Raw genomic sequence first — 19,262 nt, forward strand, 5'->3', positions numbered from 1 at the left:
CTTGATAAAAAAATCTGGAGGATTAGGAAAAGGACTAAGTGCACTAATACCAAATGATAATATAGAAGAAAATATAAATGAAAAAGAAGTAACAAGCATTTCGATCAACTTAATAAAACCAGATAAAAAGCAACCAAGAAAAAATTTTGATGAGCAAAAAATATTAGAATTATCACAGTCTATCAAAGAACATGGAGTAATTCAGCCTATAATATTAAGAAAAGAAGAAGGTTCATATATAATAGTTGCTGGAGAAAGAAGATGGAGAGCAGCTAAAAATATTGGATTAAAAGAAATTCCAGCTATAGTAAAAGATTTAAGTACACAACAAGTTTTAGAAATATCTTTAATTGAAAATATAGTTAGAGAAGATTTAAATCCTATAGAAGAAGCAATAGCTTATAAAAAATTGATTGATGAATTTAATTTAACTCAGGAGGAAATTAGTAAAAGAATTTCTAAATCAAGAAGTTCAATAGCTAATTGTATGAGACTTTTAAATTTAGATAATAGAGTACAAGAGTATATAATAGATAAGGTAATTTCAGAAGGACATGGAAGAGCTTTATTAGGTGTTCAAGATAAGGAATTACAATATAAATTTGCACAAGAAATTATTGATAATGATTTAAATGTAAGACAAACAGAAAAATTAATAAAAGATATAGAAAAGGACAAAACTAAATCTAAGAAAATAGAGAAAGATAATCTTAATCCATATTATAAAGATTTAGAAGGAAGATTAGAAAATTTATTTAATACTAAGGTTCATTTAAATCAAAAAAATAAAAATAAGGGCAAAATAGAAATAGAATATTATTCAGATGATGATTTACAAAGAATTATAGAAATGTTTAATTTATAATGTTTCACGTGAAACAATTTTAGAAAGGAAGAAAACTATGGATGAGGTAAAAAGTATTATAAGTATTTTAAGCAATTATCACATATATATAACATTAGCACTTGTTGCATTATTAGTAGTCTTTGCAATAATAATAATTGTATTGTTATCAAATGTGAATAAATTAGAGAAAAAATATAGAAAATTAATGAGAGGTACAAATAATAAAAATCTTGAGGAATTATTATTAAAATACTTAGATACTATAGATGACGTTAAAGATAATAATGAAGAAATAAAGGACTTATGCAATAACACTAAAATGTTGATAGAACATTGTATACAAAAAGTTGCAGTTGTAAGATATAAGGCATTTGAAGATGTGGGAAGTGATTTAAGTTATTCTATAGCATTATTAGATGGAAACAATGATGGAATAGTTTTAACTAGTATATATGGAAGAAATGAAAGTACAACATATGCAAAACCTATAGATAAGGGTATATCTAGATATGACTTATCAGAAGAAGAAGAGAGTGTACTTCATGAAGCAATAAATAAATTTGAATAATATAACTTATAGTAAAAAAATAATGTTTCACGTGAAACATTATTTTTTTTATTGTAAATCTATTTTACTTAGTAATTCTTTTACTGCATTATTAGGATTAACATGAGTTTTATGATTACTTCCAACTGTCTTTATTATAGAGTGATATATTCCATTAGAGATAGCTGTGGCTAATTTCATAACAACAGACAATCTTGTATTTTGTAACACCATAAATTCTAATGAACCAGATATGTTCACTACTCCAGTGATACTTAAATCTCCAACTGGAGGTAAATCTTTATTTAGTGCAGAGCCAGGAGTTATAGGTTTAGATTGAATAATCACATTTCCAACACTATGTATACTTCCTAAGCATGCATCAACTGCAATTATAAATGGAAAACTAAAATTTTCACTAATAAAATTAAGATTTTCTTTTAAATTTTTTGCATGAATAGGATTATCTAAATCTCCCATTATGTGAATTCTATCTCTCTTTAAAAACTTTAACTTTTCACCAACTAAAGGACCTAAACTATCACCTGTTGACCTGTCAGTTCCAATACAAAGTACAATTATATCACGATTGCATTTTAATGCATTTAAAATTTCTTTTGAAATTACTTCACGAATATTATAAGAACAATCATTCGCTATTGAATCTAATTCTATTTTACTAACCATACACACAACCTCCTATTTCAATTATTAACCAAAATAGAAACATATATACATGGATTTTAAAATAAAAAAATAAGGCAAAATGCCTTATTTTAATTTTGATAATATTTTGTTTAATGCTGATAAAGTATAATCTATATCTTTGTCATCATTAAAATATCCTAGACTAAAACGAAGAGAACCATTAGGATAAGATCCAACAGCTTTGTGTGCAAGTGGTGCACAATGAAGACCAGTTCTAGTAATGATTCCATATTCAGAATCAAGTAAAAATCCTAATTCACTATTATCTATTTTGGATGAATTTACAGATATAGAAGGGGTTCTATTAAAGGTTTCCTTACTTCCATATAAATTAATACTATTAATATTTAATAAACCATCAATAAATTTTTTAGCTAAATAGTCTTCATGTTCCTTTATTGTTGTTAAACCTTCATTTTCAATGAATTTAATTCCAGCTAATAAACCAGCAATTCCAGGGGCATTCATTGTACCACTTTCAAATTTATCAGGCATAAATGTTGGTTGATAAACATCTGATGAAGCACTTCCAGTTCCACCTTCAATTAGTGGCAGGCATATTTCATTTAGCTCATCATTTATTAAAAAGCCACCAGTACCTTGAGGTCCAAATAAACTTTTGTGACCAGTAAAGGCAAGTGCACTACAATTTAACTCCTTAAAATCTACATTTATGCATCCTGCACTTTGTGCAGAATCTATTATAAAGAAAATATTATTGTCTTTACATATGGAGCCAACTTCTTTTAGGGGCTGAATGCTACCTATAACATTTGATGCATGAGACAATACAATAAGTTTAGTGTTTGATTTAATTTTAGATTTTAATTCATCTAATTTTATAAATCCATTTGCATCCGCATCAATTATGTCTAATTCTATAGTTCCTTCTTTTTGTAATTTATGTAATGGTCTTAATGTACTGTTGTGATCCATAACAGATGTTATTACATGCCATCCTTTTTGAACACATCCACCTATCAAAGTATTTAAAGAATAAGTTATGTTAGGTGTAAAAATTACATTTTCAATTTTATCAAAGTTAAAAAAACTAGAAATAGCTTCTCTAGCCTCAAAAATTAATTGGTTTCCTTTTAAAGATGAACTGGAAGCTCCTCTTCCAACATTAGAACCTACTTGAGTCATATAATCATATATTGAATTATATACGCATTGAGGTTTTGGATAAGATGTTGCACCATTATCTAAATAAACTTTCATAATTATAACCTCCCTAAGTTCCTATAGGATTTAATTTTAAATTTTAACTTATAATTCTATTAATTAAGAAAATTTAACATATAATTTTAAAATTAAAAAATTTAATTCTTAAGAATAATATATATAAGTAAAAAATATCAACCTATATAACTTATGTTAATTTTAATCTATAAGTAAAATAATGTATATTTACAATACCAATATATAATGGATATCTATTCATATTATAAATAGTATTTTGATAATCAAATTTGTTATAATAAACATATATAAACGTAGTTCGTATATGTTTATATTAATATAATATAACTATGATTACAATTGAAATAAATAAATATGTTTCTTAGGGGAGGAATTAAAAATGAATAATATAATTGACTGTAAGGGTTTAAATTGTCCATTACCACTTGTAAATACAAAAAAATATTTTGATGGAATAGAAAAAGGTAGTGCTACTACAATAGTAGATAACGAAGTGGCAAAAAACAATGTGTTAAAGTTTGCTGAAAATGCTGGATTTGAAGCAAATTTTGAAGAAAAAGATGGACTTTATTACATAAATATTACAAAAGGTGAGAAAAGTGAAGAATGTAATTGTGAGGTTTGTGAAGAAACAAAAAAAACATTTACTTTAGTTGTAGGAACTGATAAATTAGGTAATGGAGATGATGCTTTAGGAACAGCGTTAATGAAAAGTTATTTGTTTGCTTTATCTGAAGCTGATATAATACCAACAGATTTATTATTCTTAAATTCAGGTGTAAAACTAGTTGTAGAAGGCTCTGAGGTTTTAGAGAGTATTAACAAATTAAAAGATAGAGGAGTTAATATTCAAAGTTGTGGAACTTGTTTAGATTTTTACAAAATAAAAGATAAAGTTCAAGTTGGAGATATAACTAATATGTACACTATTGTAGAATTAATGAATTCAAGTGATAAAACTATAAAATTATAAACTAGGAGAAAACTATGGATTTATATTATATTTTAGTGTTTAACAATACTCATGAAGCAATGAAAGCTGAAAGTGTTTGTAAAAGTGAAAAAATAAAGTCAGTTATGATGCCAACACCATCATATATAACAAAAAGTTGTGGAATAAGTTTAAAAGTAAATGAAGATGAATTTGAAAAAATTAAAATATTAATTACTGATGAGAAGTTAGCTATTAAAACTATATTTAAAAAGGATATAAATTCTTATAGTGAAGTTTGCATCAAATAAAGTATATAGTAAAAACTATATACTTTATTTTTATACATAAAAACAAAATATGTATAAAAATAAATAATATGGTTAATAAATATTTGTAGATAAAATTTAATTATTAGTTTAGTATAGTATATATTAATAATAAAATTAGATGAGGTGAGTTCATATGAAAGAATTTGATATAAATGATGTAGTTGAAACAAAAAAAACTCATGCTTGTGGCGGAAAAGAATGGAAAGTTATAAGAGTTGGGGCAGATGTAAAAATAAAGTGTTTAGAATGTGGAAGAATAGTAATGCTTCCAAGAAATAAATTTGCAAACTCAATAAAAAAAATAGTAGAAAAAGCAAGTAATTCGGAAGAATAAAATTAAATATATAGGTTTGTAAATTTTTTATATTGCTTTTTGGAACTTAAAGTGATAAAATACATTAATGTAATCCCTGCTGTGCAAAGCACAGCCGTTAGTCCGAGGGGAGGAGGTGAAACTAATGAGAACATATGAAACTATATTTATATTACACCCATCATTAGACGAGGAAGCTGTAACTGCTAACATCGAAAAATTTAAAGGTGTAATAGAGAATAATGGTGGAGAGATCGAAAACGTTGATGTTTGGGGTAGAAGAAAGCTTGCTTACGAAATCGCAAAAGTTAACGAAGGTCACTACACTCTTATAAACTTCAAATCTGAAACTGAATTACCTAAAGAATTAGACAGAGTATTCAGAATTACTGATGGTGTTATAAGACATATCATAATCAATACAGAGAACTAATAGGTGGTGTTATTTTATGAATAAAGTTGTATTAATCGGTAGATTAACTAAAGATCCTGAACTGAAATTTGCTTCAACAGGAACAGCTGTAACCACATTCACTGTAGCCGTTAATAGAAGATTTAAGAGAGAGGGTCAACAGGATGCAGACTTTATACCAGTAGTGGTATGGGGAAAGCAAGCTGAAAGTACTGCAAATTATATGAGCAAAGGAAAGCTTATAGGAATTTCAGGAAGAATAGAAACTCGTTCTTATGAAGCTAAAGATGGCACAAGAAGATATGTTACTGAAGTAATCGCAGAAGAAGTTAGTTTCCTTGAATGGGGAGATAAGTCTTCAAATGCAAATACTATGGCTAACAATGATAGTTATGCTCCAAACAATTTTTCAGGAAGTGATTTTATGTCATCAGACATAACACCAATGGATAATAGCGAGGACATACCATTTTAAGAAGGTAAGGAGGAGAGTAAGAATGTCAATGGATCGTAAAAGAGGCGGAAACAGAAAAAGAGCAAAAAGAAAAGTTTGCGCATTTTGTGTTGATAAAGCTACAAGCATAGATTACAAAGATATAAACAAATTAAGAAAGTACGTTACAGAAAGAGGTAAAATATTACCAAGAAGAATTTCTGGAAACTGTGCTAAGCACCAAAGAATGCTTACAGTATCAATTAAGAGAGCTAGAAACATAGCTTTATTACCATTCACAACTGAATAGTAATATGAAAAGCAACAACTTTTAGTTGTTGCTTTATTTTTATATAAAAATATATATGAAAGTAATGATGTAAAATATTAAATGTAAAAAAATAGAAATATATTATTGATTTATGGTATACTATGTATAGAATTAAGAGCTATAATTGAAAATAATTATTATTATAAATGTTTGATAATTGAAAAAATAGCATATTTTTTGTAGTTTCCTCATGATAAAGTATGTATTGTTGCATTAATTATGAAAAGAAACTAAAATAGATTTATAGCTTAAAAAGGGGTTGGGGGTTATGAAAAAGAGTAATTTCAATATAATGTCAAATGTTAAAATTATTGAAAGCCTAAAGGCAGATTTACTATGTGTTATTGCTGATTTGTTTAAATTTTTAAGTAGAGGCAATAATGTTGCAAAAGAATCTATTTTAGAGTGTATTTCAGGGGCAATAATAACCCTTTATATACTTGCAGAAAGGCTTGGTTATTCTCATTTATCAGTAGATGAAACTATGAAAAAGAAACTTAAATTAGGAATTGTAGAGGAAGATTTCATAGAGAAAGATGGTAGAGATTTAAGCAAGTTATATGGCTATCTTAAAGAACGAAGTTAATTTATGGAGGAAAGAATGGAAGAACAAAAGTTTAATTCAAGAACTTTATTAGAGATTATTTTAATATCTACAATAATAGTTATATTGACAATGATAACTTCATTTTTACCAACGTTAGCTACAGTAATATTACCAATACCGATAATAATACTATATTTAAGAAGGAATATTAGTGAAACTTATATATGTATTATAATAACAATAATTGCATTGTCATTGGCAACAAATCCACATATAGCAGTTTTATTTGCAGCAATTTATGGATTGATTGGAATTGGAGTAGGATACTGTGTAAAGAATAATAAAAGTGCATATAGAACTTTTATTACTACATGTATTTTAACATTACTTAGCATAATAGTAGCAATTATTATATATACAACATTTATAGATAAGAAATCTATAATTGATTTGGTAAATGAAATTGTCTCAAGCATTCAAGTATATACAAGACAAAACTTGGAATATATAGCAGCAAATTTTTCAACAGATATGAGTGATATAATAGCTACGGTAACAAGTAAAGAAATGATAGTTGGTTATATTCCTGTTGTATTGATTATGACTACATTTATATCATCATACTTAATACTAATTATTAGTAATAAAATATTAAAAAGTTTAAAAATGAAGGATATAAATGTGCTTCATTTTAGTAATTTTTATGTAAGTAATTTAATAGGGGCTTTTTTAATAGCCATTTTAGCTATATCAATTATTATTAAATCTAAAGAGATAGCAGACATAAAATATATTATAACAATAACTACTGGACTTGTAGTTGTTATATTTTTATTAAATGGAATGGCTACAATAAGTTATGTATTAAGAAAAAAAACACATCTTTCAAAAATAGCAACCATTATAGTTTTAGTGGTAACTTATTTTATGGGATTAGGAAATTTATATGCATTTCTTGGATTAGTGGAAATGATATTTGATTTTAGAAAATTAGATCCTCATAGAATATTTAAAAAATAAAGGAGCTTGATATGAAGGAAAAAGATAATTACTTTATGAAAAATAATAAGTTTTATATGGTGATAATATCAATTTTAATTTTAGTGCTGTTTATTTTTAAACATTATTTCACAGGACTAATATCACTAATTATTTATGCTGGAATAAGTGTATATAATATTATAAATATAAAGAAGAAAAGTTCAGAACTTACAGAGTTTATGGATAATGTTTCATCAAAAATGGATATAGCAACAACAAATACATTGTCCAATTTACCATTTCCAATGATAATGGTTAGTGGAAAAGGAAATATACTTTGGTATAATCAAAATTTATCATCAAAACTAGATGGAAAGAAGATATTGGGAGATGATATTAAAAATTTTATAAAAGTTTTTAATATAAAACATGTATTAGAAGGAAAAAAAGATAGCTATAATTCAGTTGAAGTTGGCAATGAATATTATGATATTTATATAAACACAATAGATAATGAAGCAATGAGTGATGAGGAAAAAATAATATTACTTTATTTTTATAATATAACAGAGAAAGTTCATTTATTAAAAGAAATAAATGAAAATAAGGAAAGCATAATTCTTATAGAGGTTGATAATTTAGAGGAAGTAATAAAGACAACAGAGGAAGACAATGTTCCACAACTTAGAGCAGATATAGAAAGAAGTATAAAATGTTATGCACAAAGTATGCAAGGAATGATTAGAAGATACCAATCTAATAAATATGTAGTTACTGTACAAGATAAATATATTGAAAATGAAATGGAAAAGAAATTTGATATATTAGATATTGTAAGGGAAATTAACACAGGAAATAAGATGGCAGTAACATTAAGTATTGGTGTTGGAAGAGGTGGAGAAACCCCAGCTCAAAATGAGGATTTTGCAGAAAATGCAAAAGATTTAGCACTTGGAAGAGGTGGAGATCAGGCTGTTGTAAAAAGTTTTGAAAAGCTATCTTTTTATGGTGGAAAAACAAAAGAGATAGAAAAGAGAACTAAAGTAAGAGCAAGAGTTATAGGTCATGCACTATTAGAACTTGTTAATGAAAGTAGTAATGTATTTATTATTGGACACAAAAATTCTGATATAGATTGTGTTGGTGCAGCTGTAGGATTATATAGTACACTTAAAAATATAAAACAAGAAACATATATAGTTATAGATGCAAAAAATAATTCAGTTAATCAATTTATACAGGGTTTAAATGCAGATGGAGAATACGATAATGTATTTATATCCACTGAAAGATGTATATCAATGAAAGAAGAAAAGAGCATTTTAATTCTTGTAGATGTTCATAATGAAAGTCATGTATTATCTATGGACGTAGTAAATGCATTCGAAAGAAGAGTAATTATAGATCATCATAGAAAAGCTAAGGATTATATACAAAATACATTACTTAGCTATATAGAAACATATGCATCATCAACATCTGAGTTAGTCACAGAACTAATTCAATATATGTCAGAAAGGCCAAATTTAAAACCAATGGAAGCCATAGGGCTTTTAGCAGGAATATGCCTAGATACAAAGAATTTTAATTTTAAAACTGGAGTAAGAACTTTTGAAGCAGCTGCATTTCTAAGAAGGTCTGGTGCAGATACTACAGAAGTAAAAAAAATATTTAGAGAAGATTTAGATACTTATATATCTAAAACAGAAGTAATGAGAAAAGCTAATGTAAAAAATGGAATTGCTATAGCTGTTTGTCCACCGAATATAGAATATAATGTATTAAGTGCACAAGTAGCGGATGAATTGCTAAATATTACAGGTATTCAAGCATCCTTTGTTATTGTTAAAATGGGAGTAGATGCATATATAAGTGGAAGATCACTTGGAGATGTAAATGTGCAAGTCATCCTTGAGTCACTTGGTGGAGGTGGACATTTAACAATGGCTGGAGCAAAAATAAAAGATGTTACATTAGATGAAGCTGAAAAAATGTTAAATGAATGTATAGATAAATACTTAAGGGAAGGTGACAAATAATGAAAGTTATTTTATTAAAAGATGTTAAAAATGTAGGTAAAAAAGGAGAGGTTATAAACGCATCCGATGGATATGCAAGAAACTTTTTATTTCCAAAAAAATTAGCTGAGGAAGCTAATGATGTAAATATGCACATATTAAATAAGAAAAATGAAGCTGAAAGAAAGAAAAAACTAGAGGAAATGGAAGCTGCACAAAAGTTAGCAGCAGACTTAAAAGATAAAGAAGTTAAAATAATAGCTAAGAGCGGAGACAATGGTAGATTATTTGGAGCTATAACAAGCAAAGATATATCAGTAGCATTAGAAAAAGAATATAATGTGAAAATAGATAAGAAAAAAATAGTTACAGATACTATAAAAACAATGGGCGCTTTTGATATAGAAGTAAAAGTATACCCAGAAGTATCAACTAGAATAAAAGTTGTTATTAGTGAAAAATAAGAACCTTATTTTAAAAACTGAGGGGAGGAAACGCTTTGATAGCTTTTATGGCTAAAAAGTTATCAAAGCGGATTTTAAATTTGAATACATTATCAATTAATAATTTAGAAAATGAAATACTAGATGAACTATTACCTTTTGAAGTACAAGTGGACATGCTTTATGAACTTATGTATAAAGTAATTGATGAAGGAACTATAAGAGCTAGAATCGTGAAATTTAAATTAAAAAATCATATAGAAAGTAAAGATTCTTATAGTCGATTATATGCAATAAATAAAATTATAAGTAATGGTAAAGGCATAAGCATAGTTCCTACTGAGGCAAATAAAGAAGAAGTATTAAATGAAACAGGCAACTTGTTAGCAGATGTAGTTGCTAAAAGATACATACAAAACAAAATAGAAAAAGATGTTGAAGAGTATCTTGTAGACAAACAAGATAAATACATGGATGAAATACGTCTTTCAATAATAAAAAAACAAAAAGGTCCTGAAAATGCAAAAACTTTAAAAAGATATGCAGAATTAGAAGTTTTAGACTCTAAGAAATTAACAAAGAGTATTATGTCTATGTTAAGACCTTCAAGTTTTTCAGAAATTGTAGGACAAGATAGAGCTATAAAATCATTAATATCTAAAATGGCATGTCCATATCCTCAACATATTATACTTTATGGTCCACCGGGAGTAGGTAAAACTACTGCTGCAAGACTTGCTTTAGAGGAAGCAAAAAAACTAAAATACACACCTTATGATGATAAGGCAAAGTTTGTTGAAGTTGATGGTACAACACTTAGATGGGACCCAAGGGAGATTGCAAATCCATTATTAGGTTCAGTACATGATCCTATATATCAAGGAAGCAAAAGAGATTTAGCTGAAACTGGAATACCAGAACCAAAGCCAGGATTAGTTACAGAGGCTCATGGGGGAGTACTCTTTATTGATGAAATAGGAGAATTAGATTCTATATTACAAAATAAACTTTTAAAGGTTTTAGAAGATAAGAGGGTTGAATTTTCATCATCATATTATGATCCAGATGATGATCAAACACCTAAGTATATAAAATATTTATTTGATAATGGAGCACCAGCTGACTTTGTTTTAATTGGAGCAACAACTAAAGATCCAAGTGAAATAAATCCAGCACTAAGATCAAGATGTACAGAAGTTTATTTTGAACCATTATCATCAAAAGATATAGAAAATATTGTAGTGAATGCTGCAGAAAAATTAGAAGTAGAATTAGAAGATGGTGTAGCTAAGGACATAAGTAGATACACTATTGAAGGAAGAAAAGCTGTAAATATTTTAGCTGATGTTTATGGATATACACTTTATAACTCAGAAGATAAAGACAAAAATATAATAAAAATGAAGGCTTTAGAAGAGGTAATTTCTATTAGTAGATTAAAACCTTATGAAATTTTAAAATGTACAGAGGATAAAAAAGTTGGTCAAATTTTTGGCTTAGGAGTAGCTGGATATTTAGGTTCAACACTTGAGATAGAGGCAGCAGTATTTGAGGCAAAAGAAAAGGGTCATGGAACTATGAGATTTAATGAAACAGCTGGATCTATGGCAAAGGATTCTGTTTTCAATGCTGCATCTGTAATAAGGAAAGTTACAAATAAAGATATAAAAGATTATGATATACATGTAAATGTAGTTGGTGGGGGAAATATAGATGGTCCTTCTGCTGGTGCAGCTATAACTGTATGCATAATTAGTGCAATTTTAGATAAGCCTTTAAGACAAGATATAGCAATAACAGGAGAAATATCTTTAAGAGGAAGTGTAAAGCCTGTTGGAGGAATTTTTGAAAAAATTTATGGTGCGAGAAGAAAAGGTATAAAAACTGTAATAGTACCTAAAGATAATATAAATGAAGTTCCAAAAGGTTTAAAGGATATAGAAGTAAAATCAGTAGATACAATAGAAGAATTATTAAAAATAGTATTTTAATAAATAACCCTGCTTATTTTTTATTAGCAGGGTTATAATTATTTAATAAGGCAAATATAAAATGGTATAATGAAATATAGAAAATTTATTATGACAAGGAGGAAATGTGATGGAAGCACCACTTAGAAGTATGCCTCATAATATAGAAGCTGAGCAATCTGTTTTAGGATCAATGCTTATAGATAAAGCTGCAATATCTGCAGCAGCAGAAGAGCTTGAGGGTGAAGATTTTTATAGGGATAATCATAAAGTCATATTTAAGGCAATTAGAGAATTATATCAAAAAGACATTCCAGTAGATATGATAACTTTAATAGAACACTTAAGATCAACAGAGAAGTTAGATGAAGCTGGTGGAATATCATACATAACTGAGATTAGTACATCTGTTCCTACAACAGCTAATCTAAACTCATATATTAAAATTGTAAATGACAAAGCTACATTAAGAAAGTTAATTAGAAGTGCTACAAATATAATAGAAACAAGTTATAACAAACAAAATGATGTTGATGGTGTTGTAGACTTTGCTGAAAAGTCAGTATTTAGTATTTCAGAAGAAAAAAATACAAGCGACTTTGAGGCAATGAGCGTAGTGCTTGAAAGAGGCTTTGAGGAAATAGAAAGAATTTATAATAATAAGGGTGAAACTACTGGAGTACCTTCTGGGTTTAGAGACTTAGATGATAAAACTTCTGGATTTCAAAGTGGAGACATGGTGCTTATAGCAGCTAGACCCTCAATGGGAAAAACAACATTTGCACTTAATTTAGCACAATATGCAGCATTAAGGTCTGGAAAAAGTGTAGCCATATTTTCACTAGAAATGAGTAAGGAGCAATTAGCATACAAACTTTTATGTGCAGAAGCTAATGTTGATATGCTAAAGCTAAGAACAGGAAATCTTGATGAAAAAGATTGGGAGAACATTGCAAGAGCATCTGGACCTTTAGCTGATGCTAAAATATTTATAGATGATACAGCTGGTATATCTATAGTGGAAATGAGATCAAAATGTAGAAGATTAAAGATGGAACATGGAATAGATATGATACTTATAGACTACTTACAACTTATGAGTGGAAGTGGCGGAAGTGGAGATAATAGACAACAGGAAGTTGCAGAAATATCAAGAAGTATAAAAGCTATTGCAAAAGAAATGAAATGTCCAGTAATAGCTTTATCACAGTTATCACGTGCACCAGAACAACGTGCTGACCATAGACCAATGCTTTCAGACTTAAGAGAATCTGGATCTATTGAGCAGGATGCTGACCTTGTTATGTTTTTATATAGAGATGAATATTATGATAAAGAAACAGAAGATAAAAATATAGCAGAATGTATAATAGCAAAACAGAGAAATGGTCCAGTTGGAACAGTAAAACTGGCATGGTTAGGACAATATAGTAAATTTGGGTCTTTAGATGTAATACATCAAGAATAAAATATAACCCAGGAAATATATGGATAGGCATATTGAAATATAATATTTATACTTCAATATGCCTAAAAATATAAAAAATATTTTAATTCAGTTCTATAATACAATATAAAATGTACTATAATAATATTAGAAATAATATTATAGATTAATATAAATAAGTTTTTTTATGGTAAAAGAATTTATAGTTTATAAATTTTACTATCTATACATAGAATAATAATTTTAAGGAGTAACAGGTATGGAGTGTAAGAAAAATGGAGATTTTTTAGTAAAAAAAATATCAGAATTAAAAAAAAGTGATAAGGTTGAAAATTACTATTTAATAAAATCTATAGAATGCAAAATAACTAATAATAGCAGTACAAATAAATATTTAGATATAACATTAGCAGATTCAACTGGAACAATTAATTCAAAACTGTGGGAAGTATCAAAAGAAATTGAATCAATGTTTAAAGAAAATATGTTAGTAAAAGTAAAAGGCTCTATAAATGAATATAGAGGAAAACTACAGTTTAAAATAGATAGAATAAGAAAGATAACAGAAGAGGATAATGTTAATATAGATGATTTTGTTCCAACAGCACCATATAAATCAGATGATATGTATGAAAAAGTTTTAGATTATATATGTAAGATAGAAAATGATGATATAAGAAAAATTACAGAAAATATAATTTTAAGTTGTGAAGATAAATTAATGAATTATCCAGCAGCAAAATCTAATCATCATTCAGTTAAAGGTGGACTTTTATATCATATAACTACAATGTTAAGATCAGGAGAAAAGTTATTAGAAATATATGAAAATCTTAATTCTGATTTAGTTTATGCTGGTGTTATTTTACACGATATTGCAAAAATATATGAAATGAATTCTAGTGAATTAGGCATTGTATCAGAATATACTATGGAAGGACAATTACTGGGACATATAACATTAGGAATTAATCTAATAGAAACAGCTGGAAGAGAGGTTGGGGCAGATAGGGAAGTTGTAGTATTACTGGAACATATGATATTAGCTCATCATTACGAACCAGAGTATGGAAGTCCTAAAAAACCAATGATTCCTGAAGCGGAATTATTACATCATTTAGATATAATTGATGCAAGATTATATGATATGAATAAGGCAATAAAAGATATTGATTATGGTACTTTTTCAGAAAGAGTTTGGAGTTTAGATAATTTGAGTGTATATAAAAGTTTTATAAGTAAAAATAACAAGCGAAATTTATAGTAAAATGAATGTTAAATATTCGTAATTAATATTGACCATAATAAATTCATTTGATAATATATTACGGTGGAAAAAATCTTAAATTTAATTTAAGCTTTTATAAAAGTTTTTAGTTAAAAATATTTATGATAAATTAAAATTCATAAAAATATAGGAAACGAAAGAGAGGAATTAAGATGTCATCATTTGTAGTTTTAGGAGCCCAATGGGGAGACGAAGGTAAAGGAAAAATGACAGACTACCTTGCAGAAAAGGCAGATGTTGTTGTTAGATTTCAAGGCGGAAATAACGCAGGACACACTGTTGAAGTAGGGGATAAGCAATATAAGCTTCATTTAATTCCTTCAGGAATATTATACAAAGATAAATTAAATATAATAGCTAATGGAGTTGTTGTTGATCCAGAGGCATTATTTACTGAAATTGAATACTTGGAAAATTTAGGTGAAGATATAACTAAAGAAAGATTAATGATAAGTGATAGAGCACAAGTTATAATGCCATATCATAAAATATTAGACGCTTTAAAGGAAGAAGCTAGAGGTAAAAATGATATAGGAACTACACGTAAAGGAATAGGTCCTTGTTATACTGATAAATTTGAAAGATGTGGAATTAGAGTTTGTGATTTAATAAAACCAGAAGTTTTAAGAGAAAAGCTTACTGAGTATTTAAAAGATAAGAATGACATAATAACAAAAGTATACAATGGAACAGCTCTTAATTTAGAAGATATTTACGAAAAATATGTTGAATATGGAAAGAGAATAAAACCATTTGTATTTGATACATCTATTAAAATATTTGATTCAATAAAGGAAAATAAGAAAGTTTTATTTGAGGGAGCTCAAGGAACTTTATTAGATATAGATTTTGGTTCATATCCATATGTAACATCATCAAACACAATTGCTGGTGGATTATGTACAGGAACAGGAATAGGACCAACAATGCTTGATAGTGCAGTTGGAGTTGTAAAGGCATATACTACAAGAGTTGGAAAAGGACCATTCCCAACAGAATTAAATGATGAAGTTGGAGAATGGATAAGAGAAAAAGGACATGAATATGGAGTTACAACTGGAAGAAGCAGAAGATGTGGTTGGTTAGATCTTGTAATATTAAAAACAGCAGCAAGAGTTTCAGGATTAACAAGCTTTAGTGTAACTAAAATAGATACATTAGCTGGACTTGAAAAATTAAAAGTATGTGTTGGATATAAACTTGAAGATAAAGTTATAGATTATTTCCCTGCAAGTTTAGAAGATTTAGCTAAATGTGAACCAATATATGAAGAGTTTGATGGTTGGGATGATAGTGTTGCAGCTGCTAGAAGTTATGATGAATTACCTGAAAATGCAAAAATTTACTTAAAGAAAATTGAAGAATTTACAGGTGTAAAAATAGCAATAGTTTCTGTAGGACCGAAAAGAGATCAAACAATGATGATAAATGATTTATAATATATAAATAGAGACTGCTATATGGCCTAAATAACGGTTATATAGCAGTTTTGCATATATATAGGCTAAATATATAAATAAATAAAAATATTCTATTTAAAATTCAAATACGTAACATATATTACGTATTATAAATAAAAAATAATATATAATATGTGTATAAATAAAAACTACAAGAGAAAAATAAACTAAGATTAAATTTAATGAATGAGGTGTTATATATGAAAATAACTAAAGATATGAAAGTTGGAGAAATAGTAAAAAATTATCCAGAAAGCATAGAAATATTAATGAGTTTTGGAATGGGTTGTGTAGGATGTCCATCAGCACAAGCAGAAACACTAGAAGATGCAGCTAACGTACATGGATTAGATTTAAATGGACTACTAGAGGCATTAAATAAATAGTAGAATGTATAAGTATAGGCTCTATCTTAACACTTAAGATAGAGCCTTAAAATTTATAAATTAATACATTAAGAATTTATAATACTATATGCTAATACATTAAGAATTTATAGTACTATATGCTACAGTAGCACCAGAAGACCAAGCCCATTGCAGATTAAAACCACCACAATCTCCATCAACATCTAAAACTTCACCTGCAAAGAATAAACCTTTAATAATTTTAGATTCAAGTGTAGATGGATCAATATCTGTAGTATCAATTCCACCAGCAGTTACCTGGGCATTATCAAAAGAATTCACACCAGTAACTTCAAACTTCCAGCCTTTAAGAAGAGATATTAAATTTTCTTTTTCTTGCCACTCTAAGCTCCAACAAGGCTTATGTATGTCGTCAATACCACATTCTTTTAAAATTATAGGAATGAATTTTTTATTGATTATTCCAATTAAAGAATCACTTAATGACCTATAAGAATTAAGTGCAAAGTGATTTTCAAGAAAATCACTTAACTCGTCTTTAGAAAACTTATAAAGAAGATCAACATTAATATAAACAGGCTGATGTTTAGAAGTTGCATAAGAAGCAATTCTACTTAATTGAAGTATTGGTGGACCAGATATACCATAGTCAGTAAATAAAATCTCACCAAATTCGTGTTTTTCAAGTTTATTATTTACATATATATCAACAAAGCCATCAAATTTCACACCAGATATGGCCTTCAATTTATTATATAAAAGTTTAATTTGAACAATAGAGGGTATAGGATTGACTATTTTATGACCTAAAGATTTAACTAAACTAAATCCAGAACCATCTGAACCAGTTTTGGGATAGCTTTTGCCACCAGTACAAATAATTAACTTATTACAAGAAAATGATTCACCATTTTCACATAGTATATTAAAGTCTTTTGATTTAGATATTTTTTTTACTTTACAATTTGTATATAAAGGAACTGATCTTTCATCTAGTGCAAGTCTAAATATATCTACAACAGAAGAAGCTTGAAGAGAAAGGGGATACATTTTATTATTTTCAAGAGATGTTAGATATAATCCTATAGATTTAAAAAAATTCACAGTATCTTCTAAAGTGAATTTTTTTAGTGCATCACAATAAAAATTATGATTGTCACTATGATATCTATCACAAGATACATTTTCATTTGTTATATTACATCTACCATTTCCAGTAGTAAGTATTTTTTTACCTATTCTATCGGTACCTTCTAATATGGCAATATCAAGACCTAAATCTTTGCCAATTATAGAGGATATAATTCCAGAGGCACCTCCGCCAATAACAATAACGTCGTGTTTCAAAATAAAACTCCTTTCTATAGAGAAAAATTTATAATTTAAACTTATTTTTGTACTTTTCAATTAGTTGTAAACAAAAATTTATTCATTAAATATAAATTTAGTAGTATCGATTAATAATTGCACAAACTAAAAAATTAGCTTGTAATTCTATATAAAAATATTATATTTGTAATTATATTTTTGAAACTTATACTTTTAATTATACACATATAAATGATTATAGAATGTAAAATTTAAAAATTCACATGGAAACTATAACATATACAAAATTTAGGTTCAATATATAGGGTTCCAAGTTCAAATTTAAAGTAATGTATTTCTCAAATGATAGTACTAATCTTACAGTTTATTCTATTATCATGTTTGGAACTAATTAACAATTAACAATGATGGTTGATATTAATCACTTCGCTTTTAATATCTAAAAATAGAAATATAAAAAACTAGTTTCTTATATGTTTTAACTAATTTGCTTAGCAAATTATCATAAAAATTGATTTTAAGGACTGATACTTCGGGTTTATCCTTCATTGTTAATTTTGTATAACACTTTAAATTTCTCTTTCTCAACTGAAACATGAATAACTTAAAGTTTCAACTTGGATTCCTATATAAGAAGGTTAAATAAATTAATTAAAAATAAATTATTTAGTATAATATGATATGGTTTGTACATAATAATGAATGTGCTATTAAAATTTAAAATATATTAAATTAAATTTAATTAATATATTTATTAGAAATTAGCATAATAACAATACAATAAAGGATAAAAAATACGGAAAATCTCTATTGAGTTATATAAAACTAACTGTTTAACATATAACATGTAAAAATACCAAGATAAAAAATAAAAAATAATAGTTTAGGTCTAAATATATTATAAATAATAGAAGAATTTTGAGTTATATTTTTATAAAATCAAAATAGATAGGTAAAAAATTTAAAATTTTTTTGTGAAATTGATAAATTAGAGTATAATAATACGGTATAAACCATTGAAAATGCTCACTTTTAATTAATATAAAAAAAATATAAAAAAAATGTTGACATTAATAAAGATTTTCGGTATTATATTACTTGTCGGGTGCGAGAAAAGCACTGGGGAAACAAAAGATGAATGACATATGGCTCCTTGGTCAAGCGGTTAAGACACCACCCTTTCACGGTGGTAACAGGGGTTCGATTCCCCTAGGAGTCACCATTATAGTGGTCGCATAGCTCAGCTGGGAGAGCATCTGCCTTACAAGCAGAGGGTCACAGGTTCGAGCCCTGTTGTGACCACCACATACGGCCTAGTGGCTCAGTTGGTTAGAGTACCGGCCTGTCACGCCGG

Annotated in this window: 19 protein-coding genes, 2 tRNA genes and 1 pseudogene; 19 read left to right on the plus strand and 3 right to left on the minus strand. The window is 27.5% G+C overall.

Features of this window, described 5'->3' with window-relative positions:
- Positions 1-4 precede the first annotated feature (4 nt).
- The gene (locus AC07E4_RS04250) at positions 5-865 is read left to right on the plus strand and encodes a ParB/RepB/Spo0J family partition protein (protein WP_040329808.1); all 861 of its coding nucleotides are present in this window, start codon (positions 5-7) and stop codon (positions 863-865) included.
- 37 nt (positions 866-902) lie between these two features.
- Entirely contained in the window at positions 903-1,415 is a 513-nt protein-coding gene (locus AC07E4_RS04255; RefSeq protein WP_478215810.1) for a DUF4446 family protein, read from the plus strand.
- 48 nt (positions 1,416-1,463) lie between these two features.
- Here AC07E4_RS04255 and yyaC read toward each other — a convergent pair whose 3' ends face one another.
- Together yyaC and AC07E4_RS04265 are read right to left on the minus strand one after the other, a co-directional pair.
- Complete coding sequence (gene yyaC, locus AC07E4_RS04260) at positions 1,464-2,081, minus strand: spore protease YyaC (RefSeq protein WP_040329784.1); 618 nt, start codon at positions 2,079-2,081, stop codon at positions 1,464-1,466.
- A gap of 84 nt (positions 2,082-2,165) precedes the next feature.
- Complete coding sequence (locus AC07E4_RS04265) at positions 2,166-3,323, minus strand: aminotransferase class V-fold PLP-dependent enzyme (protein ID WP_430830817.1); 1,158 nt, start codon at positions 3,321-3,323, stop codon at positions 2,166-2,168.
- A gap of 361 nt (positions 3,324-3,684) precedes the next feature.
- On the opposite strand from AC07E4_RS04265, the gene yedF reads away from it, so the two are divergent.
- The 15 genes and pseudogenes from yedF (at position 3,685) to AC07E4_RS04340 (ending at position 16,597) form a co-directional block, all read left to right on the plus strand.
- Entirely contained in the window at positions 3,685-4,278 is a 594-nt protein-coding gene (gene yedF, locus AC07E4_RS04270) for a sulfurtransferase-like selenium metabolism protein YedF (RefSeq protein WP_478215811.1), read from the plus strand.
- Between the two features lie 14 nt (positions 4,279-4,292).
- Positions 4,293-4,547, plus strand: coding sequence for a putative Se/S carrier protein (locus AC07E4_RS04275; protein ID WP_040329790.1), 255 nt, complete (start codon positions 4,293-4,295; stop codon positions 4,545-4,547).
- Between the two features lie 154 nt (positions 4,548-4,701).
- The gene (locus AC07E4_RS04280) at positions 4,702-4,902 is read left to right on the plus strand and encodes a DUF951 domain-containing protein (RefSeq protein ID WP_040329791.1); all 201 of its coding nucleotides are present in this window, start codon (positions 4,702-4,704) and stop codon (positions 4,900-4,902) included.
- A 124-nt stretch (positions 4,903-5,026) separates the two neighbouring features.
- Positions 5,027-5,314: a 30S ribosomal protein S6 gene (gene rpsF / locus AC07E4_RS04285; RefSeq protein WP_040329792.1), complete on the plus strand. Its 288-nt coding sequence runs from the start codon at positions 5,027-5,029 to the stop codon at positions 5,312-5,314.
- A 16-nt stretch (positions 5,315-5,330) separates the two neighbouring features.
- Positions 5,331-5,657: pseudogene (locus AC07E4_RS04290) on the plus strand (single-stranded DNA-binding protein); the annotation flags it as partial.
- A 133-nt stretch (positions 5,658-5,790) separates the two neighbouring features.
- Positions 5,791-6,036, plus strand: a complete 246-nt coding sequence (gene rpsR, locus AC07E4_RS04295; RefSeq protein ID WP_040329795.1) for a 30S ribosomal protein S18 — start codon at positions 5,791-5,793, stop codon at positions 6,034-6,036.
- 289 nt (positions 6,037-6,325) lie between these two features.
- Complete coding sequence (locus tag AC07E4_RS04300; protein ID WP_040329796.1) at positions 6,326-6,643, plus strand: MazG-like family protein; 318 nt, start codon at positions 6,326-6,328, stop codon at positions 6,641-6,643.
- A gap of 15 nt (positions 6,644-6,658) precedes the next feature.
- Positions 6,659-7,624: a DUF2232 domain-containing protein gene (locus tag AC07E4_RS04305; protein ID WP_040329797.1), complete on the plus strand. Its 966-nt coding sequence runs from the start codon at positions 6,659-6,661 to the stop codon at positions 7,622-7,624.
- Between the two features lie 11 nt (positions 7,625-7,635).
- Positions 7,636-9,624 (plus strand): DHH family phosphoesterase, encoded by a 1,989-nt coding sequence (locus AC07E4_RS04310; RefSeq protein WP_040329798.1) that lies wholly within the window; start codon positions 7,636-7,638, stop codon positions 9,622-9,624.
- Positions 9,624-10,067 carry a 50S ribosomal protein L9 gene (rplI, locus tag AC07E4_RS04315; RefSeq protein WP_478215812.1) on the plus strand — a complete coding sequence of 148 codons (444 nt, stop codon included), beginning with the start codon at positions 9,624-9,626 and terminating at the stop codon, positions 10,065-10,067. The genes AC07E4_RS04310 and rplI overlap by 1 nt, the downstream gene beginning before the upstream one ends.
- A gap of 80 nt (positions 10,068-10,147) precedes the next feature.
- The gene (gene lonC / locus AC07E4_RS04320; protein WP_478215816.1) at positions 10,148-12,037 is read left to right on the plus strand and encodes a Lon family ATP-dependent protease; all 1,890 of its coding nucleotides are present in this window, start codon (positions 10,148-10,150) and stop codon (positions 12,035-12,037) included.
- A gap of 109 nt (positions 12,038-12,146) precedes the next feature.
- A complete protein-coding gene (locus AC07E4_RS04325; protein WP_040329800.1) occupies positions 12,147-13,484 on the plus strand; it encodes a replicative DNA helicase in 1,338 nt (445 codons plus the stop codon).
- A 238-nt stretch (positions 13,485-13,722) separates the two neighbouring features.
- Positions 13,723-14,727, plus strand: a complete 1,005-nt coding sequence (locus tag AC07E4_RS04330) for a 3'-5' exoribonuclease YhaM family protein (RefSeq protein WP_478215813.1) — start codon at positions 13,723-13,725, stop codon at positions 14,725-14,727.
- A gap of 176 nt (positions 14,728-14,903) precedes the next feature.
- Positions 14,904-16,190, plus strand: a complete 1,287-nt coding sequence (locus AC07E4_RS04335) for an adenylosuccinate synthase (RefSeq protein WP_478215814.1) — start codon at positions 14,904-14,906, stop codon at positions 16,188-16,190.
- Between the two features lie 221 nt (positions 16,191-16,411).
- On the plus strand, positions 16,412-16,597 hold the full coding sequence (locus AC07E4_RS04340) for a DUF1858 domain-containing protein (protein ID WP_040329804.1): 186 nt from the start codon (positions 16,412-16,414) through the stop codon (positions 16,595-16,597).
- Between the two features lie 99 nt (positions 16,598-16,696).
- On the opposite strand, the gene AC07E4_RS04345 is transcribed toward AC07E4_RS04340, so the two are convergent.
- Positions 16,697-17,926, minus strand: a complete 1,230-nt coding sequence (locus AC07E4_RS04345; protein ID WP_478215815.1) for a BaiN/RdsA family NAD(P)/FAD-dependent oxidoreductase — start codon at positions 17,924-17,926, stop codon at positions 16,697-16,699.
- Between the two features lie 1,129 nt (positions 17,927-19,055).
- Between AC07E4_RS04345 and AC07E4_RS04350 the strand changes: the two genes are divergently transcribed.
- Positions 19,056-19,130 (plus strand) — tRNA-Glu (locus AC07E4_RS04350).
- Positions 19,131-19,137: 7 nt separating this feature from the next.
- A tRNA-Val gene (locus tag AC07E4_RS04355) sits at positions 19,138-19,213 on the plus strand.
- The last annotated feature ends 49 nt before the right edge of the window (positions 19,214-19,262 follow it).

This window comes from Clostridium amazonense, assembly GCF_056431285.1.